The sequence below is a fragment of the Pseudomonas fjordensis genome, from assembly GCF_976987115.1.
In genome coordinates, this window is record NZ_OZ336860.1 from 5,644,511 (window position 1) to 5,662,149 (window position 17,639).

The window sequence follows — 17,639 nt, forward strand, 5'->3', positions numbered from 1 at the left end:
AGGTGGAATGACCCGGCAACTTTATTTCGTTTGCGGCAAGGCCGGGCGCGCGGCTTAGATAGCGCTGCGCCCACCACTGCCGAGTCCCAGAGTCATGAGCCACGCTAGCATCAGCCAGTCGATTTCCATCGTTCACCCCATCAGCCTGAGCCACGGTAAAAACGCCGAAGTCTGGGACACGGCGGGCAAGCGGTATATCGACTTTGTCGGCGGTATCGGCGTACTCAATCTGGGCCATTGCCACCCGGCCGTGGTGGCGGCCATATGCGAGCAAGCCACCCGGCTTACTCATTACGCGTTCAACGCTGCACCGCATACGCCCTACATCGAGTTGATGCAACGCCTCAGCGCTTTTATCCCGGTGGAATACCCGGTCAGCGGCATGCTCACCAACAGCGGCGCCGAGGCGGCGGAGAACGCGTTGAAGATCGCCCGTGGTGCCACCGGGCGCACAGCGGTGATCGCCTTTGACGGCGCCTTCCACGGGCGCACCCTGGCAACCCTCAACCTCAATGGCAAGGTCGCGCCCTACAAACAGAAGGTGGGCGTACTGCCCGGCCCTGTGTATCACCTGCCCTACCCCAGTACCGATAACGGCATGACCTGCACCGAAGCGCTGAAGGCCATGGACCGTCTGTTCAGCGTGGAAATCGACGTAAACGATGTAGCCTGCTTCATCATCGAGCCGGTGCAGGGCGAAGGCGGTTTTCTCGCCTTGGATACTGAGTTCGCCCAGGCTCTGCGGCGCTTCTGCGACCAGCACAACATCCTGCTGATCATCGATGAAATCCAATCGGGTTTCGGGCGCACCGGCCAGCGTTTCGCCTTCTCGCGCCTGGGCATCGAGCCGGACCTGCTGCTGCTCGGCAAAAGCATCGCCGGCGGCATGCCATTGGGGGCGGTGGTCGGGCGCAAGGCGCTGATGGATAACCTGCCTAAAGGTGGGCTGGGAGGTACGTACTCGGGTAACCCCATCGCCTGTGCGGCGGCGCTGGCGACCCTTGAGTTGATGAGCGACAAAAACCTGCACGCATGGGGCGTTGCGCAGGAGGCCGCGATTGTGGGCCGCTATGAAGCCTGGCGCGCACAGCAACTGTCGCCCTACCTGGGCCGCCTCACCGGTGTCGGCGCCATGCGGGGCATTGAACTGGCGCATGCCGACGGCACACCCGCCATCCAGCAACTGGCGCGACTGCTGGATCTGGCGCGAGAGGCTGGCTTGCTGCTGATGCCCAGCGGCAAGTCGCGGCACATCGTGCGCTTGCTGGCCCCGCTGACCATTGAGCCTGGGGTGTTGGAGGAAGGCCTGGATATTCTCCAGGCGTGTCTCACACAGTTGGACGAATAGCGGGCTGCCTTGACCTGATCCCCCCACCCGCTGAAAATGCCCGACGTTTTTTTGTCTCTCCGCATATTACGCAGTGAAATTTTAATGTCTGATTCCTACACCGAAAAATCCGCCGAAGAATCCGTAGTCGCCCTGCACGCCAAAGCCGAATACGAAAACGCCATCAATCTTTCACAGCATGTGCCAGCCGCCAAGATCATCAGCGAGATGGTGCTGGACGCGTTTCACACCTCCAAGGAAAGCGACCAGATCCGCGAGCTGCGGGTTGCCATCCGCCAGGCCCATGATGCCTTCGACGATGACAAAGCCTATGAGCTGATGGGCCAGCTCAAGCAATTGAAAGACGCCGAAGCCGCAGACAACGCCGCCCTGGAACACCTGAGCAGCCAGTTCTCGATCAGCCGCATCCTGTCCAGCTTCAAGGACGACCCAGAGTTTCAGGAACTGGTCTACGGCCTGGCCCTCAAGGTGCTTAACCAGTCGCACCAGGCCATCAGCAACCCGAGCGCTGGCAAGGGCAAGGCAGCACGTGCCAAGAAAGACACCGAAGTGTTTGTGATCAGCAAGGATGGCATCAGCGTCACCCTGCCGCTGCGCACCCCGCGTTCCAAGCTCAATGTGGACCGCGAGGCGTTGGAATTCCTGGGCTTCACCTTTGTGGGCGAAGGCAGCGAAGCGGAGCTTGCGAGCGAAACCTTCATCGACAACAGCGGCGCCGAGCAGCCGGTCACGCGCAAGAGCATCGTGACCGCGCTGCAACAGCAAAGCGCGTTTGATGGCTACGCCATCGCCGCCCAGTAAATAGCTGACGCAACCCGGCGCGCGTGCAAGGCGCAGCGCCGGTTGCCGTCTACGCCGATTTGTTCCACAACACCCCCGAGCTTTTCATCATCCCCACGGCGATTGCGAACAGCACCAACACGCAGCCTGTCAGCAGCCACGGTGATGGCAAGGTTGGCCGGGCCAATAACATGAACGCCAACGAGGGCGCGATCATCACGCCGATGTTGACGCCTGCCGAGTAATAGCCAAGGTTGCGGCCCACGCTGTCGCGGCTGGAAATGCTGCTGACATAGTGGGTGATCGCGGGGAACACAATCATCTCGCCCAGGCTCCACAACACCGTAGCCAGCATTAACAGCGCGCCGACCTGACCAAAGCCCATCAAGAAGAAACCGCTGCCTGCCAGCAAGAAGCCGATGATCAGCGAGCGGCTGCTCGACAAGTGCGCCATGCGCAGGTTGATCGGCACTTCAAACACAATCACCAGCAAAGCATTGATAAAGAAAATGATGCCCACGTAATAGGCCGGCAATTGGGTGTAGTTGATGATGTACGCCGACAGAAAAGTCGGCGGCAGTGCGTATGCCACGTGCACCGGCAGCGCCGCCAACAGGATCACCAGCAGTCGCGAACGCTCATGGGCCGCCACCTCGGGCAAGCCCTCGCCCTTGCCGGCGACGGGCGCGTCTTGGGTGGCTGGCCGGGGCCGTCCGAACCGCAGGCAGGCGGCGAAGGCCAGCAAGGACAACACGGCATTGATGTAGAACACCGCATCGGCATTGCGCAGAAAGATCAAGCTGCCCAGCAACGGCCCGATGGCCATGCCGATGTTGATCGCCAGCCGGTTGCACGAAAACGCCACTTTGCGTGACTCAAGGTTGCTGTGAGCCACCGTCTCGGAGAACGCGGCCGGTGTGAAGGCTTCGTAACAAGCGCCCCAGAGAAACGACAACAGGAACAGCGCGAGCAGGTTTTCCACCGAGGGAATGACCAGCAGCAACACCGCGTTGAACACCAACGAACCGAGGATGACCCGGTTGGCCGAAAACCGCTTGATCACGGCGCCGATGACCAGGTCGGTACACAGGGCGCCCGCGCCATATACCCCGACCAACAGGCCAGCCGTGCCCGCCGATATCGCGTGTTGATGAATCAGGTACGCCGCGTAGAAAGGAAACGCCAGAGTGCCCATGCGGAACACCAGCGTGATCATGAACAGTGCTTGCAACCGCGCATTAAGGCCGCGCAAGGCGTGAAAAGTGCCCATCAGCGCAACACGCTGGCACAGGTGTGGAGCAAAGCTACAGAGCGGCTCATCCGAATGTCCTTTGGCAATGGCGGCGCCGGTGTGTCCGACGCCAAACTCCATAGCTGGGCAACCTAATGCAGCACTGTGCGGCGAACAAGCTACCCATTTGGACAGGTAGGTGCTGATTGCGACCTCAGGCCGGGTGGCGGATATAGCCCAATTGCAGGGCCTTGCCGATTGCTGACTTGCCGTTGGTGACCTGCAATTTGCCGAAGATATTCTTCATATGAAACTTAACCGTATGGGAGGTCATCGAGGTCAAGAGCGCTACTTCGTTGTAGGTCTTGCCCAGGCTGACCCAGGACAATACTTCAGTTTCCCGTGGGGTCAGCACCGTCTGTTGAGCGACCGGCGCGGCGTGATCTTCCAGGGCCTCGTCGTACATCGAGACCAACAGCATCTGCAGTTCACTTTGATGGGCCAGCACGGTCTCGCGAAACTGCTGGTCTTCGCCGAAACTGCACAGATTGAGCACCGAGTAGAACCCGCGATTGCCATGCACGATAAAACTGGCGCCCTCGCCAACGGGTTTGTAGGGGCCCGGCACCGGCACCGCCTCATCGGCCACGGCCAGCAGGTGTTCATCACTCCAGAAAAACGGTTTGATCCGGGTGCGGGTCAATGAAACCAGCTCGCCACGCCGGTAGAAATCGTCGGCCGTGTCGGAAGGCTCCATGGCCTCAGGGTAATTGGACACAATCTGCGCTTGGTCCATCGGCGGGCCACACTGATAGACCTCAAAGTGCCCCAGGCCACGGCGGCTCAGCTCGGCATCGAGCAAGCGGCGCATCTCCTCGGGCAGCATGGGCGATTTCTTATCGGGTTGGCCATTAGGTCCCACGGGTATCTTCCTTGAGCATTCGACCCGATCGAGCATGAAGCATGCCTGGCTTACCTGTCCAGGCAGCGGATGACAAACACTGGGCCTAGACCTGCGCCGCGAACGCCTCGCGAAAGCGCTGCATCTCTTGCTCATTACCCACTGTCACCCGCACCCAATGCGGCCAGTCCTTCCATACCCGCCCAACCAACACATTCTGCGCCGCTAACTGCTCAATCACCTGCTCTGCCGGGCGCTTCACGTCGATCATGAAGCAATTGCTGTGGGAAGCGGTGCAGGTAAAGCCCCGGCCCTTGAGCCAGGCGATCGTCTCATCGCGCAACCTGGCATTGCGCGCTTTGCGTTGGCCCACCAGTTGCGAATCTTCCAGGCTGGCACGGGCGGCCAGCAAGCTGGCGCCGGCCGGGACGTTGTCGCCGCCAAACACCGCCAACCGCTCCAGCAGCGCCGGGTGGCCGATTGCCAGGCCCAGGCGCGCACCGGCCATGCCGTAGATCTTGGAGAACGTGCGCAGCACCAGCAGGTCGTCGTGGTCGTTGACCCAACTCACGCAACTGGGGGCATCACAGAAGTCGATATAAGCCTCGTCCACTACCAGCACGCTGCCCTTGGGTTTGTGCGCCAGGGCTTGGCGGATGGCCTCGGTCGAGGTGAGCGTACCGGTCGGGTTGTTGGGGTTGCACAGGTACAGCATGCCGGCCTGAGGGTCCGCCGCGAGCATGGCAGGCACATCGTGGGCATGCTGGGCGTTCAGGCTCACTTCTTGCACCGGCGCCTTGATCGATTCCGCCGCCTGGCGCGGTACTTCGTAGGACGGCGTGGCCATCACCAGGCCGCGGGTCTGGCTGGTGAACGCCAGCACCGCGTAACGCAGGGCGGCCATCGAGCCGGCAAACACTCCGACGCTGTCTTCGGCTATGCCCTGTTGTTGGGCGAACAGCGCGGCCAATGCATACATGTCCGGGTAAGGGTACCGCCCGGAGGCTGCAATCGCGCGCTGCATCGCCTGGCGAGCCGCGTCTGAAGGGCCGTAGGGGCTTTCGTTGTAATTGAGCAGCACCTTGTCAGATTTCGTCGGCGCCGGGCTGGCGACGGCCCAATTGAGCTGCCCCATCACAGGCAGGGCCGCGCCCAGGGCGAGAAGGGATCGACGACTGACACGCACCATGGTGACTACTCCTTGTAGAGGCGCGAGGGATTCGCGCGGGCCGTTCAGAAGAGTATGACGAGAAAGCCGTTGCCTGATTTACCACCTAGGCGTATCCCTGCACTCAGTACTTTATTGTTATAGCGGGCGCATGCAACACTTTCACTGCCGCCAAACCCGCAACATCGGGTTCTGCCGGCATGGACTGATGACTAAATGGAAGTGGTGAGCACTTGATACACAGACGGGAAAAAACCGAGCACTTGAAGAGCAACATCAAGTACTTGATCAAAAGTCGTGGCGAAACCCAGCTTTCGCTAAGCAGTGCCGCCGGCCTGACGAGGACGACTATCTACAATATCCTGGAAGGCAAGGTCGTTAACGTACAGCAGTCGACGATTCGCAAGATCTCGGACTTCTTTGGCGTGTCCTACGAAGAAATCGAGACCATCAGTTTTGAGGCCAAGGAAGTCATCGAGAGCAACGTTTCCCCGCTGGGTAACAAGAACCCGGCGGCAGTGCCTGTACTCAAGGAAAGCCTGCTCATGCAGAACCTGGGCAAGCGCATCGGTGAACTGGCCACGCTTCATCCACTGACCTACTACTTCGGCAGCGCCTGCAACCTGATCGGCGTGCGCCTGGAGCACGGAATTCCCGGCCTTAATGAGCCTGGGGACTTGCTGATCGTACAGAAAGGCTCATCCAGCGACGATAAAGAAAAGCTGGTGTACGACCGCGCCACCAAGAAGCTGTTCATTACCCTCGAACCCTGCGGGAACTCAGAGCGGTTGTGTGTCATCGGCGACATCCTTGAGGAGCGCTTCAATGACAACGTCTGAGGGCACCATTGAAAACAGCAAATACAAGTTGCTGGGCTTTGAAAATGACAAGCGCCTGGCGGTGATCATGGTGATCGCCACCGGCAAGGTCCTCAAGATCAAGCTGAGTGAAGTGCTCAGCAGTGAAATGATGGACAACTTCAACAAGATGGAAATCAAGAACCTGTACAAGAAGTTCTATTCCCAAGGCGGAGCGCTGACCGCTTACGAGATAAACGACCGCAATGAAAACTCCTGGATGATCTACATCATCCTGAACTTGCTGCTGTTCACCTTCTATATCTTCACCAGCATTGCCGCGACCAAGCCGATTTACCTGGAGTCCTTGGGCATCATCGTCACGCCGGGCACGTTCCTGTACCCGCTGACCTTTTTGATCGTGGACTTGCTCAACGAGAATTTCGGCTTGCGCCTGGCCAGGCGGGCCATTCTATTTGCGTTTGCCAGCAACGCGATGATCATCATCCTGCTGTATGGCTCCACGTTCTTGCCGGGGCTGCCGGGCTGGAAGCTGGATGGGCCTTATACCGACGTGATCCTGCAAGTGTCATCGGTGCTGGTGGCCTCTTCGGTGTCGTTCCTGGTGTCGGAGAACATAAATTCCTACCTGCTGTGCAAGATCAAGGAGCTGACCAACTCCAGGTACCTGTACTTGCGGATATTCCTCAGTACGTTCTTCGCGGTGATTATCGACAGCTTCCTGTTCTGCTTTATTGCCTTCTACGGGGCGATGCAGACCAGCGATATCCTCAGCATGATTTATGTGCAGATCGCGATCAAAGTCGGCTTTGCGTTCTTCAACATCCTGCCCGCCTATGGCGCACGCTCATTATTCAAACGCTATCAATAACTTGTAGGAGCGAGCTTGCTCGCGAAGAACGTCAACGATCACGCAGCGCATCGGATGGAACGCGGCGCTCTCAGGTTCTTCGCGAGCAAGCTCGCTCCTACAAGGGTTATTTGAGTTGCAACTTGTGCTTGAGGCTCTGCATGACATGGGTCTTGTTCTGCAGGTAGTCATTCAAGCCACGGGCGCGCAGGTTGCATGCATCGCAGTTGCCGCAGCCGGTGCCAATCACGCCGTTGTAGCAGGTCAGCGTCTGCTCGCGCACCAGTTCCAGTTGCCCGTGGTAGTCGGCCAGGGCCCAGGTCTCGGCCTTGTTCAGCCACATCAACGGGGTGTCCAGGCGCACGTCGTATTCCATGCCCAGCTTGAGGGCCTGGTTCAGTGCTTTGACAAATTCATCCCGGCAATCGGGGTAGCCTGAGAAGTCGGTTTCGCACACGCCGGTGATGACGGTTTCGGCCTTGACTTGGTACGCGTAGATCGCAGCCAGGGTCAGGAACAGGATGTTGCGCCCCGGCACAAAGGTACTCGGCAGGCTTTCACCCGAGCTGTTCACGGTCGGCACCGGAATGTTGTCACGGGTAAGGCTGCTGATCGCCAGCTCATTGAGCAGGGACACATCCATCACTTTGTGCACGGTGGCACCCAACTGCTTGGCCAACTTCTGGGCCACTTCGATTTCTGCCACATGGCGCTGGCCGTAATCAAAGGTAATGCAGTGCACTTCGTCATACAGCGGCAGGGCCTGGATCAGGCAGGTGGTCGAATCCTGCCCGCCACTGAAGACCATTACGGCTTTTTTACTCATTGCATTGCTTCCTGCATTCGAAGAATTAGGGTGTAGGAGCGAGCTCGCTCGCGAAAAACGTCAACGATAACGCAGCGCTCAATAAAAAACCCCGCGCGACTTTCGAAGGCGGGGCTTTTTTACTGCAAGACCACTCAGTGAGCGTAGGTCAGCAACAGCTCTTTCGGCACTTGGAAATCCAGGGACATCATCACGCTGAGCGCGGTGATGGTGAAGATCGAGAACACGAACAGCTTGCGCGCCCAGACGGTGTCGTCCACCGCCTTGTAGCCGGTCCAGGCCATGTACAACCAGTACATGCCCATGGCCGCGGCGACAGCGAGGTAGCTCATGCCGGCGTAGCCACTGAAGGTCAACATCAAGGTCGCCACGAGGAAGGCCAGGATGTAGAGCAGGATGTGTTTCTTGGCCACCTGGATGCCACGTTTGACCGGCAATACCGGAATCGACGCAGCCAGGTAGTCATTGAAGCGGAAAATCGCAATGGCGTAGGAATGCGGCATCTGCCACAGGCTGAACATCACCAGCAGCGTCAGCGCGGCCATGTCGAAGCTATTGGTCACAGCCACATAACCAATCACCGGCGGCATCGCCCCCGACAGACTGCCCACCAGCGTGCCGTGAACCGACTTGCGCTTGAGGTACAGGCTGTAGAGGCCGACGTAGATGACAAACCCGATCACGGCAAACAGCGCCGCCAGCGGGTTGGCCACCTTGTACAACAGGGCCACACCGGCAACACCCAGGACGGTCGCGTAGATCAGTGCCAGCTTCAGGGAGATAAGGCCCTGGACCAGCACGCGATTCTTGGTGCGCTCCATCTTGATGTCGATGTCACGGTCGATGCAGTTGTTGAATACGCAACCGGAAGCAACCACCAGGGACGTACCGATCATTGCCGCCAGGAAGATGGCCAGATCGACATGTCCCTTGGAGGCCAGGAAGAAACCGCCCGCCACAGAAAGCACGTTACCGAAAATGATCCCCGGTTTGGTGATTTGGATAAAGTGCTTAAGCGACATCGGGTCTTACCTCACTTCGCCATCATGTAGGTGTGGATGCTGAACATGATCCACAGCGACAGACCAACCAGCAGAACGATCACCAGGCCTGCGAACACAAACGCGATCACGTTCTCGCGCTGCTCTTTGGAGCGGTCCAGGTGCAGGAAGTACACCAGGTGAACCAGCACCTGAATCACCGCGAACGCCAGGACGATCATCAAGGTGATCGACTTCGGCAAGGTTGGGTACATCACCAGGCCGAACGGGATCAGGGTCAGGATGACCGACAGGATGAAGCCGATGGCGTAAGACTTTACGCTGCCATGGCTTGAATCGTGGCTGTCATGGGAGTGTGCATTAGCCATTACAGAGTCCCCATCAAGTAAACGACGGTGAATACGCAGATCCAGACCACGTCCAGGAAGTGCCAGAACAGGCTCAGGCAGCTCAGGCGAGTCTTGTTGGTGTTGGTCAGGCCGTGCTTATTGACCTGATACATCATCACCGCCATCCACAGCAGGCCGGCGGATACGTGCAGACCGTGGGTGCCGACCAGCGTGAAGAACGCCGACAGGAAACCGGAACGGTGCGGGCCGTAGCCTTCGGAGATCAGCAGGTGGAACTCGTTGATCTCCATGCCGATGAAGCCCAGGCCGAACAGGAAGGTCAGGCCCAGCCAGCTCAGTACGCCCTTCTTGTTGCCCTTGTAGAAGGCCAACATGGCGAAGCCGTAGGTGATCGAACTGAACAACAGCAAGGCGGTTTCGCCGAGCACGTAAGGCAGTTCGAAGATGTCGTGGCCCGACGGGCCACCCGCTACGTTGTTTACCAGTACCGCGTACACCGCGAAGATCGACGCAAACAAGATGCAGTCGGTCATCAGGTAGAGCCAGAAACCGTAGACGGTTATCGGCCCCGAGTCGTGGTGGTGGTCATCGTGCCCATGGTCATCGACATGGGCGTGTCCAGCATTGGTCACTAAGTTCGACATGGTTTAAGCCTGTTCCAACGAGGTTTCTACACGGTTGGCCGGGATCTTCTTCTCGGCTACCAGGCGAGCGTGCTGCTCGGCTTCGATGCGTTCGATCGTTTCGACCGGCACCATGTAGCCTTGATCATCACGGGCAGCGTGAATGATGAAGTAACCGATAGTGCCCACCAGGCTCGCGATTGCCAGCCACCAGATGTGCCAGATCATCGCGAAACCGAACACGGTCAACAGCGCACCCATCACCACGCCAGTGGCGGTGTTGTTTGGCATGTGGATCGGTTCGTAGTGCTTGGGCTTCTGGTACGCAGTACCGTCTTCCTTGGCTTCGGTGAACGCATCAATGGTGTTCGCAGTAGGGATCACAGCGAAGTTGTAGAACGGTGGTGGCGACGAGGTCGACCATTCCAGGGTGTGGCCGTTCCATGGGTCGCCGGATTCGCACATGTTCTGCTTGCGATCACGCACGCTGACGTACAGCTGGATCAGCTGGCAGGCGATACCCACAGCGATCATCACCGCACCGAACATGGCAACGTACAGGTACGGTACCCACTCAGGGTTGGTGGTGGCGTTCAGACGACGGGTCATGCCCATGAAGCCCAGTGCATAGAGCGGCATGAACGCGACGAAGAAGCCCGAGATCCAGAACCAGAACGCAGCCTTGCCCCAACCTTCGTGCAGCTTGAAGCCGAACGCTTTCGGGAAGTAGAAGCTGAAACCAGCGATGTAGCCGAATACCGCACCACCGATGATCACGTTGTGGAAGTGGGCGATCACGAACAGGCTGTTGTGCAGCACGAAGTCAGCACCCGGGATGGCCAACAGTACGCCGGTCATGCCGCCGATGGCGAAAGTCACCATGAAGCCCAGGGTCCACAGGACCTGGCTGGTCATGCGCAGACGACCGTGGTAGATGGTGAACAGCCAGTTGAATAGCTTCACCCCCGTCGGGATGGAAATCAGCATCGTCGCCAGGCCGAAGAAGGCGTTAACGCTGGCCCCCGAACCCATGGTGAAGAAGTGGTGCAGCCACACCATGAAGCCCAGTACGGAGATCGCGCCCGAGGCGTAGACCATCGAGTGGTGACCGAACAGGCGCTTGCCGGTAAAGGTCGAGATCACTTCGGAGAAGATACCGAACGCTGGCAGGATCAGGATGTACACCTCAGGGTGACCCCATGCCCAGAACAGGTTCACGTACATCATTGGATTGCCACCAAGTTCATTGGTGAAAATGTGGAAATCCAGGTAACGGTCAAGCGACAGCAGCGCCATGGTAGCGGCCAGGATCGGGAACGAAGCCACGATCAGCACGTTTGCCCAGGTGCAGGTCCAGGTGAAGATCGGCATGTCCATCAGTTTCATGCCAGGGGCGCGCATTTTCAGGACGGTGGCCAGGAAGTTGACCCCCGTCAATGTCGTCCCGAGCCCTGATAACTGTAGCGCCCAGATGTAGTAGTCCACACCCACGCCCGGACTGTATTGCAGCCCCGACAATGGCGGATACGCAACCCAACCGGTCTTGGCGAATTCGCCGACGCCCAGGGAAACGTTGATCAGCACCACGCCGGACACCAGCAGCCAGAAGCTCAGGGAGTTCAGGAACGGGTAGGCAACGTCACGCGCACCGATCTGCAGCGGCAAGGCAAGGTTCATCAAGCCGGTGAAGAAAGGCATCGCCATGAAGATGATCATGATCACACCGTGGGCGGTGAAGATCTGGTCATAGTGTTCAGGTGGCAGGTAGCCAGGCGAGCCCTCGGTGGCCATGGCCAGCTGGGTACGCATCATGATGGCGTCGGCAAAACCACGCAGCAGCATGACCATGGCAACGATGACGTACATGACGCCGATTTTCTTGTGGTCGACCGAGGTCAACCACTCGGTCCACAAGTAGGACCACTTCTTGAAATAGGTGATACCCGCAACCAGCGCCAAACCACCCAGCGCGATCATGGCGATAGTCACCATTACGATCGGCTCGTGGAATGGGACCGCGTCCCAACTTAATTTACCAAACATCGTTTACTCCTCTGCCCCAGCAGTTGAATGCGCGCCCGTATCAGAACCTTCAACCACGGCCACTTCTTTCTTCTCGTGCTTGACCGGCTTGCCTGGCTTCATACCTTCGTACTTGTCGACGATTTTCTGAAACAGGTCCGGCTCATACGCGGAGTACAAGGCGACAGGGTTGTTCTGGCTCGGTTTGGTCAGAGCGTCGTATTCAGCTTGATCAAGCTGTTTAGGTGCGGCCTTGACTGCAGCTACCCAGGCGTCGAAATCTTCCTGGCTTGTCGAGATCGCTTTGAATTTCATGCCGGTGAAGCCAGCGCCGCTGTAGTTGGCGGAGATGCCTTCCATTTCAGCTTTCTGGTTGGCGATCAGGTGCAGGCGGGTCTGCATGCCTGCCATCGCGTAGATCTGGCCGCCCAGTGCAGGGATGAAGAACGAGTTCATCACGGCGTCGGAGGTGATCCGGAAGTTAAGCGGGGTGTGCTCCGGGAAGCGGATCTCGTTGACAGTGGCGATACCCAGGTCCGGGTAGATGAACAGCCACTTCCAATCCAGCGCGACCACCTGGATGTTCACAGGCTTGACGTCGGATTCCAGCGGACGGTACGGGTCCAGCGCGTGGGTCGACTTATAGGTGATGTAACCCAGGGCGATGATGATGAGGATCGGAACCAGCCACACCGCGATCTCGATCTTGGTGGAGTGCGACCACTTCGGCGCGTAGGTAGCGCTGGTGTTGGACGCGCGGTATTTCCAGGCGAAGGCGAAGGTCATCACGATCACAGGCACCACAACCAGCAGCATCAGCAGGGTAGCGGTGATGATCAGGTTTCGTTCATCCAGACCGACCTGTCCTTTTGGGTCGAGCAAGGTCCACTTGCAGCCTCCCAGCATTAACATCATGCCAAGCAGCGGCAAAAAGCCTAGTAATCGGGGGTACCTGTTTTTACTCATCTCACGACCTCTAAAGCAGCTTGCGCAATGCAGTTGGGTTTTGATCGCCAACACTTCACCCTGCCAAGGGTTGGCATTTCTCTTCGATTGAATAAGAGCCTGCCCGACACGTCATGACTGTACGTTTCACGGACCTGCAGTGAGTTCTTATTCGATTTCGTGGCTAAAGGCCTTGTTACAGACCAATTCCATTTGGTGCGGATAGTTGAAAGGCTGCCGGAACCTGGGGTCGCATTGAGCCTTCCATCTGCTCCTCGACCGCTCCAATGCTCAAATATTGAACAGCACCGGACATTCAGTGCGGGCGATTGTAGTTAGCTAGCGATGTATAAACCATGTCTTATAAAGAAATAATTTTTATCGATTCCAGCAACAATCCTTCACCAAAGTTGCAAAGATTCGCGATCTTATCGTGTTCGATTCTCAACAAAAACCACAAAAATTGCCGTGTTATTGGGCACAGTGCCACTTCCCTTACGGCTTGTAAGGGCATGCGGATGCCGTCCAAGTCCCCATAAAACAAGGCATTCATAGAGGCTGCAGGGGTTGGGGCCGCACACAAATCGGGCCACCGCACGAACCACGAACTGACAGCACAATTTGTGCGCCGGGTGCAAATTTAAGGGCCGATTTGGCGGGTCAGAAACGTCCTGCGACAGCGTCCGTGTGACAACATGTCGCACGCTGCGCGCACCTTCCGTTGCCCCTCGTCACGGTGCTTTCACAAATCCCTACAAACAAAAACGCTCCGGCCTTCATTCAGAAGGAACGGAGCGTTTGGCAACCGCAGTGACTCAGGCTTTGGGGTGACGGTTGCGATAGATACACAGGGGCACCAGGATCGCCGTCAGCACGAATGCCACCAGCGCCCATTGGGCCAGGGACAGGCCGAGGATCGGCGGGTAAGGAGTGCTGCAGAAGCCATCGACCTGGAAGCCCAGGGGAAACACCTTGGCCAGGGGCAGGTCGTCGACGATCGGTTGCAACACATCGATACCGCAACTGACCTGGGGGAAGAACTGGGTGTACACATGATGGCCGGCCGCAGCCACGCCACCCAGGGCGCTGAGCACCACCAACCCTTCGAAGAACGTCAGCGCGCCCTTGGTGCGCATGGCGGCGCCAATGAACGCGAAGAGCGCAATCAGCAGCAAGGCGTAGCGTTGCAGAATGCACAGCGGGCACGGTGCTTCGCCCAGCACCACTTGCATGTACAGCGCCCCGCCAATCAGCGCCAGGCAGATGATGCCCAGCAACACCAGAAAGCGCCGCTCCCTGCCTAAACGCATGTCGTCAATCATCCCCGTCTTTCCCTTTCTCTGATTATGGTTGTGCCTGATGGCAACAAGTTTACACACAGGCAGTGGTTAAAACAGAGAGGGGTTAACTGCGGATTAATCGGGAGCAATAGAGGGCCAAATGTGGGAGCGGGCTTGCTCGCGAAGGCGGAGCATCAGAGACACATGTAGTGACTGACACGCCTCTTTCGCGAGCAAGCCCGCTCCCACATTTTGGACAGTGTTGTTGCTAGGGGGGATTATTCCAGCGCCGCTGCCGGCCCAAAGAACTCATAGCGCGCCTGCTCCTGCGGCACACCCAGCGCTTTGAGATGGCGCTTGACCGCCGCCATGAAGCCCTTGGGCCCCAGGAAATAGGCATCAATGTCGCGCTGCTCAGGCAACCAGGCCGCCAGTTGCTCCTGGTTGAGCATCCCCACCTTGTCTGCCGCCGGGCTGATGCCGTCATCCTCGGCGTAGCAGTAGAAACGCTTGAGCTGCGGATGCTGGGCCGCCAGGGCGTCCACCCAGTCACGGAACGCATGCACCCCGCCGTTACGGGCGCAATGGATGAAGTGCACCGGGCGCTCGGTTGCCAGGGCGGCTTCGAGCATCGGCAGTGTGGGCGTAATCCCAACCCCACCGCTGATCAGCACCAGCGGTTTATCACTGGCAGCCAGGGTGAACTCGCCCGACGGTGGGAACAGGTCAATGGTCGCGCCGACATGCATCTGGTCATGCAGGTAATTGGAGACCCGCCCACCCGCTTCGCGCTTGACGCTGATGCGGTACAGGCCAGTGTCGGTGAGGGCCGACAGGGAATAGTTGCGGCGCACTTCCTCGCCATCGAGCACCAGTTTCAGGCCGATGTACTGGCCGGGGGCTGCGGCCAGGATCGGGCCGTTGTCCACCGGTGCGAAGTAGAAGGAGATGATCTCGTCGCTCTCCTCCACGCGCTTGACCAGCAGGAACGGCCGCGCACCCCGCCAGCCGCCGGGCGCCTGGGCTTTTTCGTCGTAGATAGCCGCTTCGGCGCCGATCAGAATGTCTGCCAACTGGCCGTAGGCCGCGCCCCAGGCACTCATGACCTCGGGGGTGGCAATCTCGCTGCCCAGCACTTCAGAAATAGCCCGCAGCAAGCACGCCCCAACGATAGGGTAGTGTTCCGGCAAGATCTGCAAGGCCACGTGCTTGTTGATGATCTTGGCCACCAGGCCGCCCAATTGGTCCAACTGGTCGATATTCCGCGCGTACATCAGCACGCCATTGGCCAGGGCGCGAGGCTGGTCACCACTGGCCTGGTGGGCCTGGTTGAACAGCGGGCGCACCTCGGGGTACTCGGACAGCATCATGCGATAAAAGTGGGTGATCAGCGCTTCGCCGCCGCTTTCCAGCAGGGGCACGGTAGATTTGATGATTGCACGGTCTTGGGCACTAAGCATGGGAGACTCCTGGGTCTTCTTACTGATTGCCTTAAAGCAGTCAGTAATCGTGCCAACTTATAAATCCTTTAATTTCAACAAGTTAAATATACTGTAGTCAGAATGACTTCCTACACTTTATAGTCATAAGGACTACAAGGAGTCATTATGACTGCACAACCCCTGCTCACCACCTTACTGCCACTGGTCGCTGACCTGTCCCGGGACTTGCCCGAAGGCGAGCGCTACCGACGCCTGCTGCAAGCCATGCGCGCCCTGCTGCCCTGCGACGCCGCCGCGTTGTTACGCCTGGATGGCGAGTGGTTGGTGCCGTTGGCGGTGGACGGCTTGAGCGCCGATACCTTGGGCCGACGCTTCAAGGTCAGCGAACATCCGCGCTTCGAGATCCTGCTGAGCAGCCCCGGCCCTACCCGCTTCGACAGTGACAGCGAATTGCCCGACCCCTATGACGGCCTGGTCGCCGGTTTGCATGGCCACTTGGAAGTCCACGACTGCATGGGCTGCCCGCTGTTTATCGACGACCAGCCCTGGGGCCTGCTGACCCTGGACGCCCTCGATACCGAGCGATTTGAACGGGTCGAGCTGGACGCCCTGCAAGCCTTCGCCAGCCTTGCCGCGGCCACCGTCAACGTGGCTGAACGCATCGAGCGCCTGGCACTGCGGGCCGAAGACGAGCACCAGCGCGCCGAGATCTATCGCCAGGCCAGCGGCCAGCAGCACAAGGAAATGATCGGTCAGAGCAAAGCGCACAAGCGCCTGGTCGAGGAAATCAACTTGGTCGGCGGCAGCGACCTGACCGTGCTGATTACCGGCGAAACCGGGGTCGGCAAGGAGTTGGTGGCCCAGGCGATCCACGCCGCCTCTTCGCGCGCCGACAAACCGCTGATCAGCCTCAACTGCGCCGCCCTGCCCGAGACCCTGGTCGAAAGCGAACTGTTCGGGCATGTACGCGGCGCCTTTACCGGCGCGTTGAACGAGCGCCGAGGCAAGTTCGAACTGGCCAATGGCGGCACCTTGTTCCTGGACGAAGTGGGTGAGTTGTCGTTGACCGTGCAGGCCAAGCTGCTGCGCGTGCTGCAAAGCGGCCAGTTGCAGCGCCTGGGCTCGGACAAGGAGCACCAAGTGGATGTGCGCCTGATTGCCGCCACCAACCGCGACCTTGCCGAAGAGGTACGCAATGGCCGCTACCGCGCCGACTTCTACCACCGTTTGAGCGTCTACCCGCTGCAAGTGCCGGCGCTGCGCGAGCGCGGGCGTGATGTACTGCTGTTGGCAGGCTTCTTCCTCGAACAGAACCGTTCGCGCATGGGCCTGGGCAGCCTGCGCCTGACCGGCGACGCCCAGGCGGCACTGCTGACCTACAACTGGCCCGGCAATGTGCGCGAGCTGGAGCATTTGATCGGGCGCAGCGCGTTGAAAGCCCTGGGCAACTGCCGCGAGCGCCCGAAGATTCTCAGCCTGAGCGCCCTGGACCTGGACTTGCCCGATGTGAGTGCGGCGGTGGCCGAACAAGCACCGGCCCAAGCCCCGCCCATGGTCAGCGGCGACCTGCGCCAGGCCACCGAGCATTACCAGCGCCAACTCATCAGCGCCTGCCTGGAGCGTCACCAGCAAAACTGGGCCAGCGCCGCCCGCGAACTGGGCCTGGACCGCGCCAACCTGGGACGCATGGCCAAGCGCCTGGGCCTCAAATAAAGCAGGCACCTCAGTCAAATGTCGGGGCTGTAGCAGCCAACGGTAACCACGATGCGAAGCGAGTCGCTCTTGATCTTGATCTGCTTTTGATCTCAGGCGCCCCGTCAAACCACGCTGGCCGGAATTCGACAGGGATTTGGGGGGTAAACCGGCAGGGATGCCGGTTTAGCCGCCCCGCGCCATGGATGGCGCGTGGCGGCGGCCCCCCCAAATCACTGGCGGATTACGGGCACACCGAGCCTAAGCGAGGTGCCAAGTGGTGGGGCGAGGACCTTTTGGTTACTTTTGGGTCCTTCCAAAAGTGACCCGCCGTCAGGGCGGAACCCTAAGCGGCCGTTACC

General features: G+C 59.1%; 16 protein-coding genes. 5 read left to right on the forward strand and 11 right to left on the reverse strand.

The window, feature by feature from the left end; genetic code table 11:
• Nucleotides 1-94 precede the first annotated feature (94 nt).
• Nucleotides 95-1,348 (forward strand): 2-aminoadipate transaminase, encoded by a 1,254-nt coding sequence (locus tag ACWHXD_RS25820; protein WP_138763238.1) that lies wholly within the window; start codon nt 95-97, stop codon nt 1,346-1,348.
• Between the two features lie 84 nt (nt 1,349-1,432).
• Nucleotides 1,433-2,149, forward strand: coding sequence for a hypothetical protein (locus tag ACWHXD_RS25825; protein WP_020302011.1), 717 nt, complete (start codon nt 1,433-1,435; stop codon nt 2,147-2,149).
• Between the two features lie 49 nt (nt 2,150-2,198).
• On the opposite strand, the gene ACWHXD_RS25830 is transcribed toward ACWHXD_RS25825, so the two are convergent.
• From ACWHXD_RS25830 to ptaA, 3 genes are all read right to left on the reverse strand, one after another.
• Nucleotides 2,199-3,398: an MFS transporter gene (locus tag ACWHXD_RS25830; RefSeq protein WP_171905463.1), complete on the reverse strand. Its 1,200-nt coding sequence runs from the start codon at nt 3,396-3,398 to the stop codon at nt 2,199-2,201.
• A 175-nt stretch (nt 3,399-3,573) separates the two neighbouring features.
• On the reverse strand, nt 3,574-4,245 hold the full coding sequence (locus ACWHXD_RS25835; protein ID WP_238344589.1) for a helix-turn-helix transcriptional regulator: 672 nt from the start codon (nt 4,243-4,245) through the stop codon (nt 3,574-3,576).
• Between the two features lie 121 nt (nt 4,246-4,366).
• Nucleotides 4,367-5,449 (reverse strand): pyoverdine biosynthesis transaminase PtaA, encoded by a 1,083-nt coding sequence (gene ptaA / locus ACWHXD_RS25840; protein WP_138763240.1) that lies wholly within the window; start codon nt 5,447-5,449, stop codon nt 4,367-4,369.
• A gap of 212 nt (nt 5,450-5,661) precedes the next feature.
• Here ptaA and ACWHXD_RS25845 point away from each other — a divergent pair, with 212 nt between their 5' ends.
• On the forward strand, nt 5,662-6,267 hold the full coding sequence (locus tag ACWHXD_RS25845) for a helix-turn-helix transcriptional regulator (RefSeq protein ID WP_003194047.1): 606 nt from the start codon (nt 5,662-5,664) through the stop codon (nt 6,265-6,267).
• A complete protein-coding gene (locus ACWHXD_RS25850) occupies nt 6,254-7,117 on the forward strand; it encodes a queuosine precursor transporter (RefSeq protein ID WP_032895364.1) in 864 nt (287 codons plus the stop codon). The genes ACWHXD_RS25845 and ACWHXD_RS25850 overlap by 14 nt, the downstream gene beginning before the upstream one ends.
• Nucleotides 7,118-7,223: 106 nt before the next feature.
• Here the strand turns inward: ACWHXD_RS25850 and queC are convergent, their stop codons facing one another.
• The 8 genes from queC to hmpA all read right to left on the reverse strand — a co-directional run bounded on the left by queC (nt 7,224) and on the right by hmpA (nt 15,603).
• Nucleotides 7,224-7,922, reverse strand: coding sequence for a 7-cyano-7-deazaguanine synthase QueC (gene queC, locus ACWHXD_RS25855; protein WP_138763241.1), 699 nt, complete (start codon nt 7,920-7,922; stop codon nt 7,224-7,226).
• A gap of 134 nt (nt 7,923-8,056) precedes the next feature.
• On the reverse strand, nt 8,057-8,944 hold the full coding sequence (cyoE, locus tag ACWHXD_RS25860; protein ID WP_003194050.1) for a heme o synthase: 888 nt from the start codon (nt 8,942-8,944) through the stop codon (nt 8,057-8,059).
• A gap of 11 nt (nt 8,945-8,955) precedes the next feature.
• The gene (gene cyoD, locus ACWHXD_RS25865; RefSeq protein ID WP_003194051.1) at nt 8,956-9,291 is read right to left on the reverse strand and encodes a cytochrome o ubiquinol oxidase subunit IV; all 336 of its coding nucleotides are present in this window, start codon (nt 9,289-9,291) and stop codon (nt 8,956-8,958) included.
• Nucleotides 9,291-9,917: a cytochrome o ubiquinol oxidase subunit III gene (locus ACWHXD_RS25870; protein WP_003194052.1), complete on the reverse strand. Its 627-nt coding sequence runs from the start codon at nt 9,915-9,917 to the stop codon at nt 9,291-9,293. Before ACWHXD_RS25870 ends, cyoD begins: the two co-directional genes overlap by 1 nt.
• Before the next feature lie 3 nt (nt 9,918-9,920).
• Nucleotides 9,921-11,939 carry a cytochrome o ubiquinol oxidase subunit I gene (cyoB, locus tag ACWHXD_RS25875; protein WP_003194053.1) on the reverse strand — a complete coding sequence of 673 codons (2,019 nt, stop codon included), beginning with the start codon at nt 11,937-11,939 and terminating at the stop codon, nt 9,921-9,923.
• A gap of 3 nt (nt 11,940-11,942) precedes the next feature.
• Nucleotides 11,943-12,884, reverse strand: a complete 942-nt coding sequence (gene cyoA, locus ACWHXD_RS25880) for a ubiquinol oxidase subunit II (protein ID WP_003194054.1) — start codon at nt 12,882-12,884, stop codon at nt 11,943-11,945.
• A 794-nt stretch (nt 12,885-13,678) separates the two neighbouring features.
• Nucleotides 13,679-14,185, reverse strand: a complete 507-nt coding sequence (locus tag ACWHXD_RS25885; RefSeq protein WP_003194055.1) for a disulfide bond formation protein B — start codon at nt 14,183-14,185, stop codon at nt 13,679-13,681.
• 236 nt (nt 14,186-14,421) lie between these two features.
• Entirely contained in the window at nt 14,422-15,603 is a 1,182-nt protein-coding gene (gene hmpA / locus ACWHXD_RS25890) for an NO-inducible flavohemoprotein (protein WP_138763242.1), read from the reverse strand.
• A gap of 147 nt (nt 15,604-15,750) precedes the next feature.
• On the opposite strand from hmpA, the gene norR reads away from it, so the two are divergent.
• Nucleotides 15,751-17,298, forward strand: a complete 1,548-nt coding sequence (norR, locus tag ACWHXD_RS25895) for a nitric oxide reductase transcriptional regulator NorR (RefSeq protein WP_138763243.1) — start codon at nt 15,751-15,753, stop codon at nt 17,296-17,298.
• Nucleotides 17,299-17,639 lie beyond the last annotated feature (341 nt).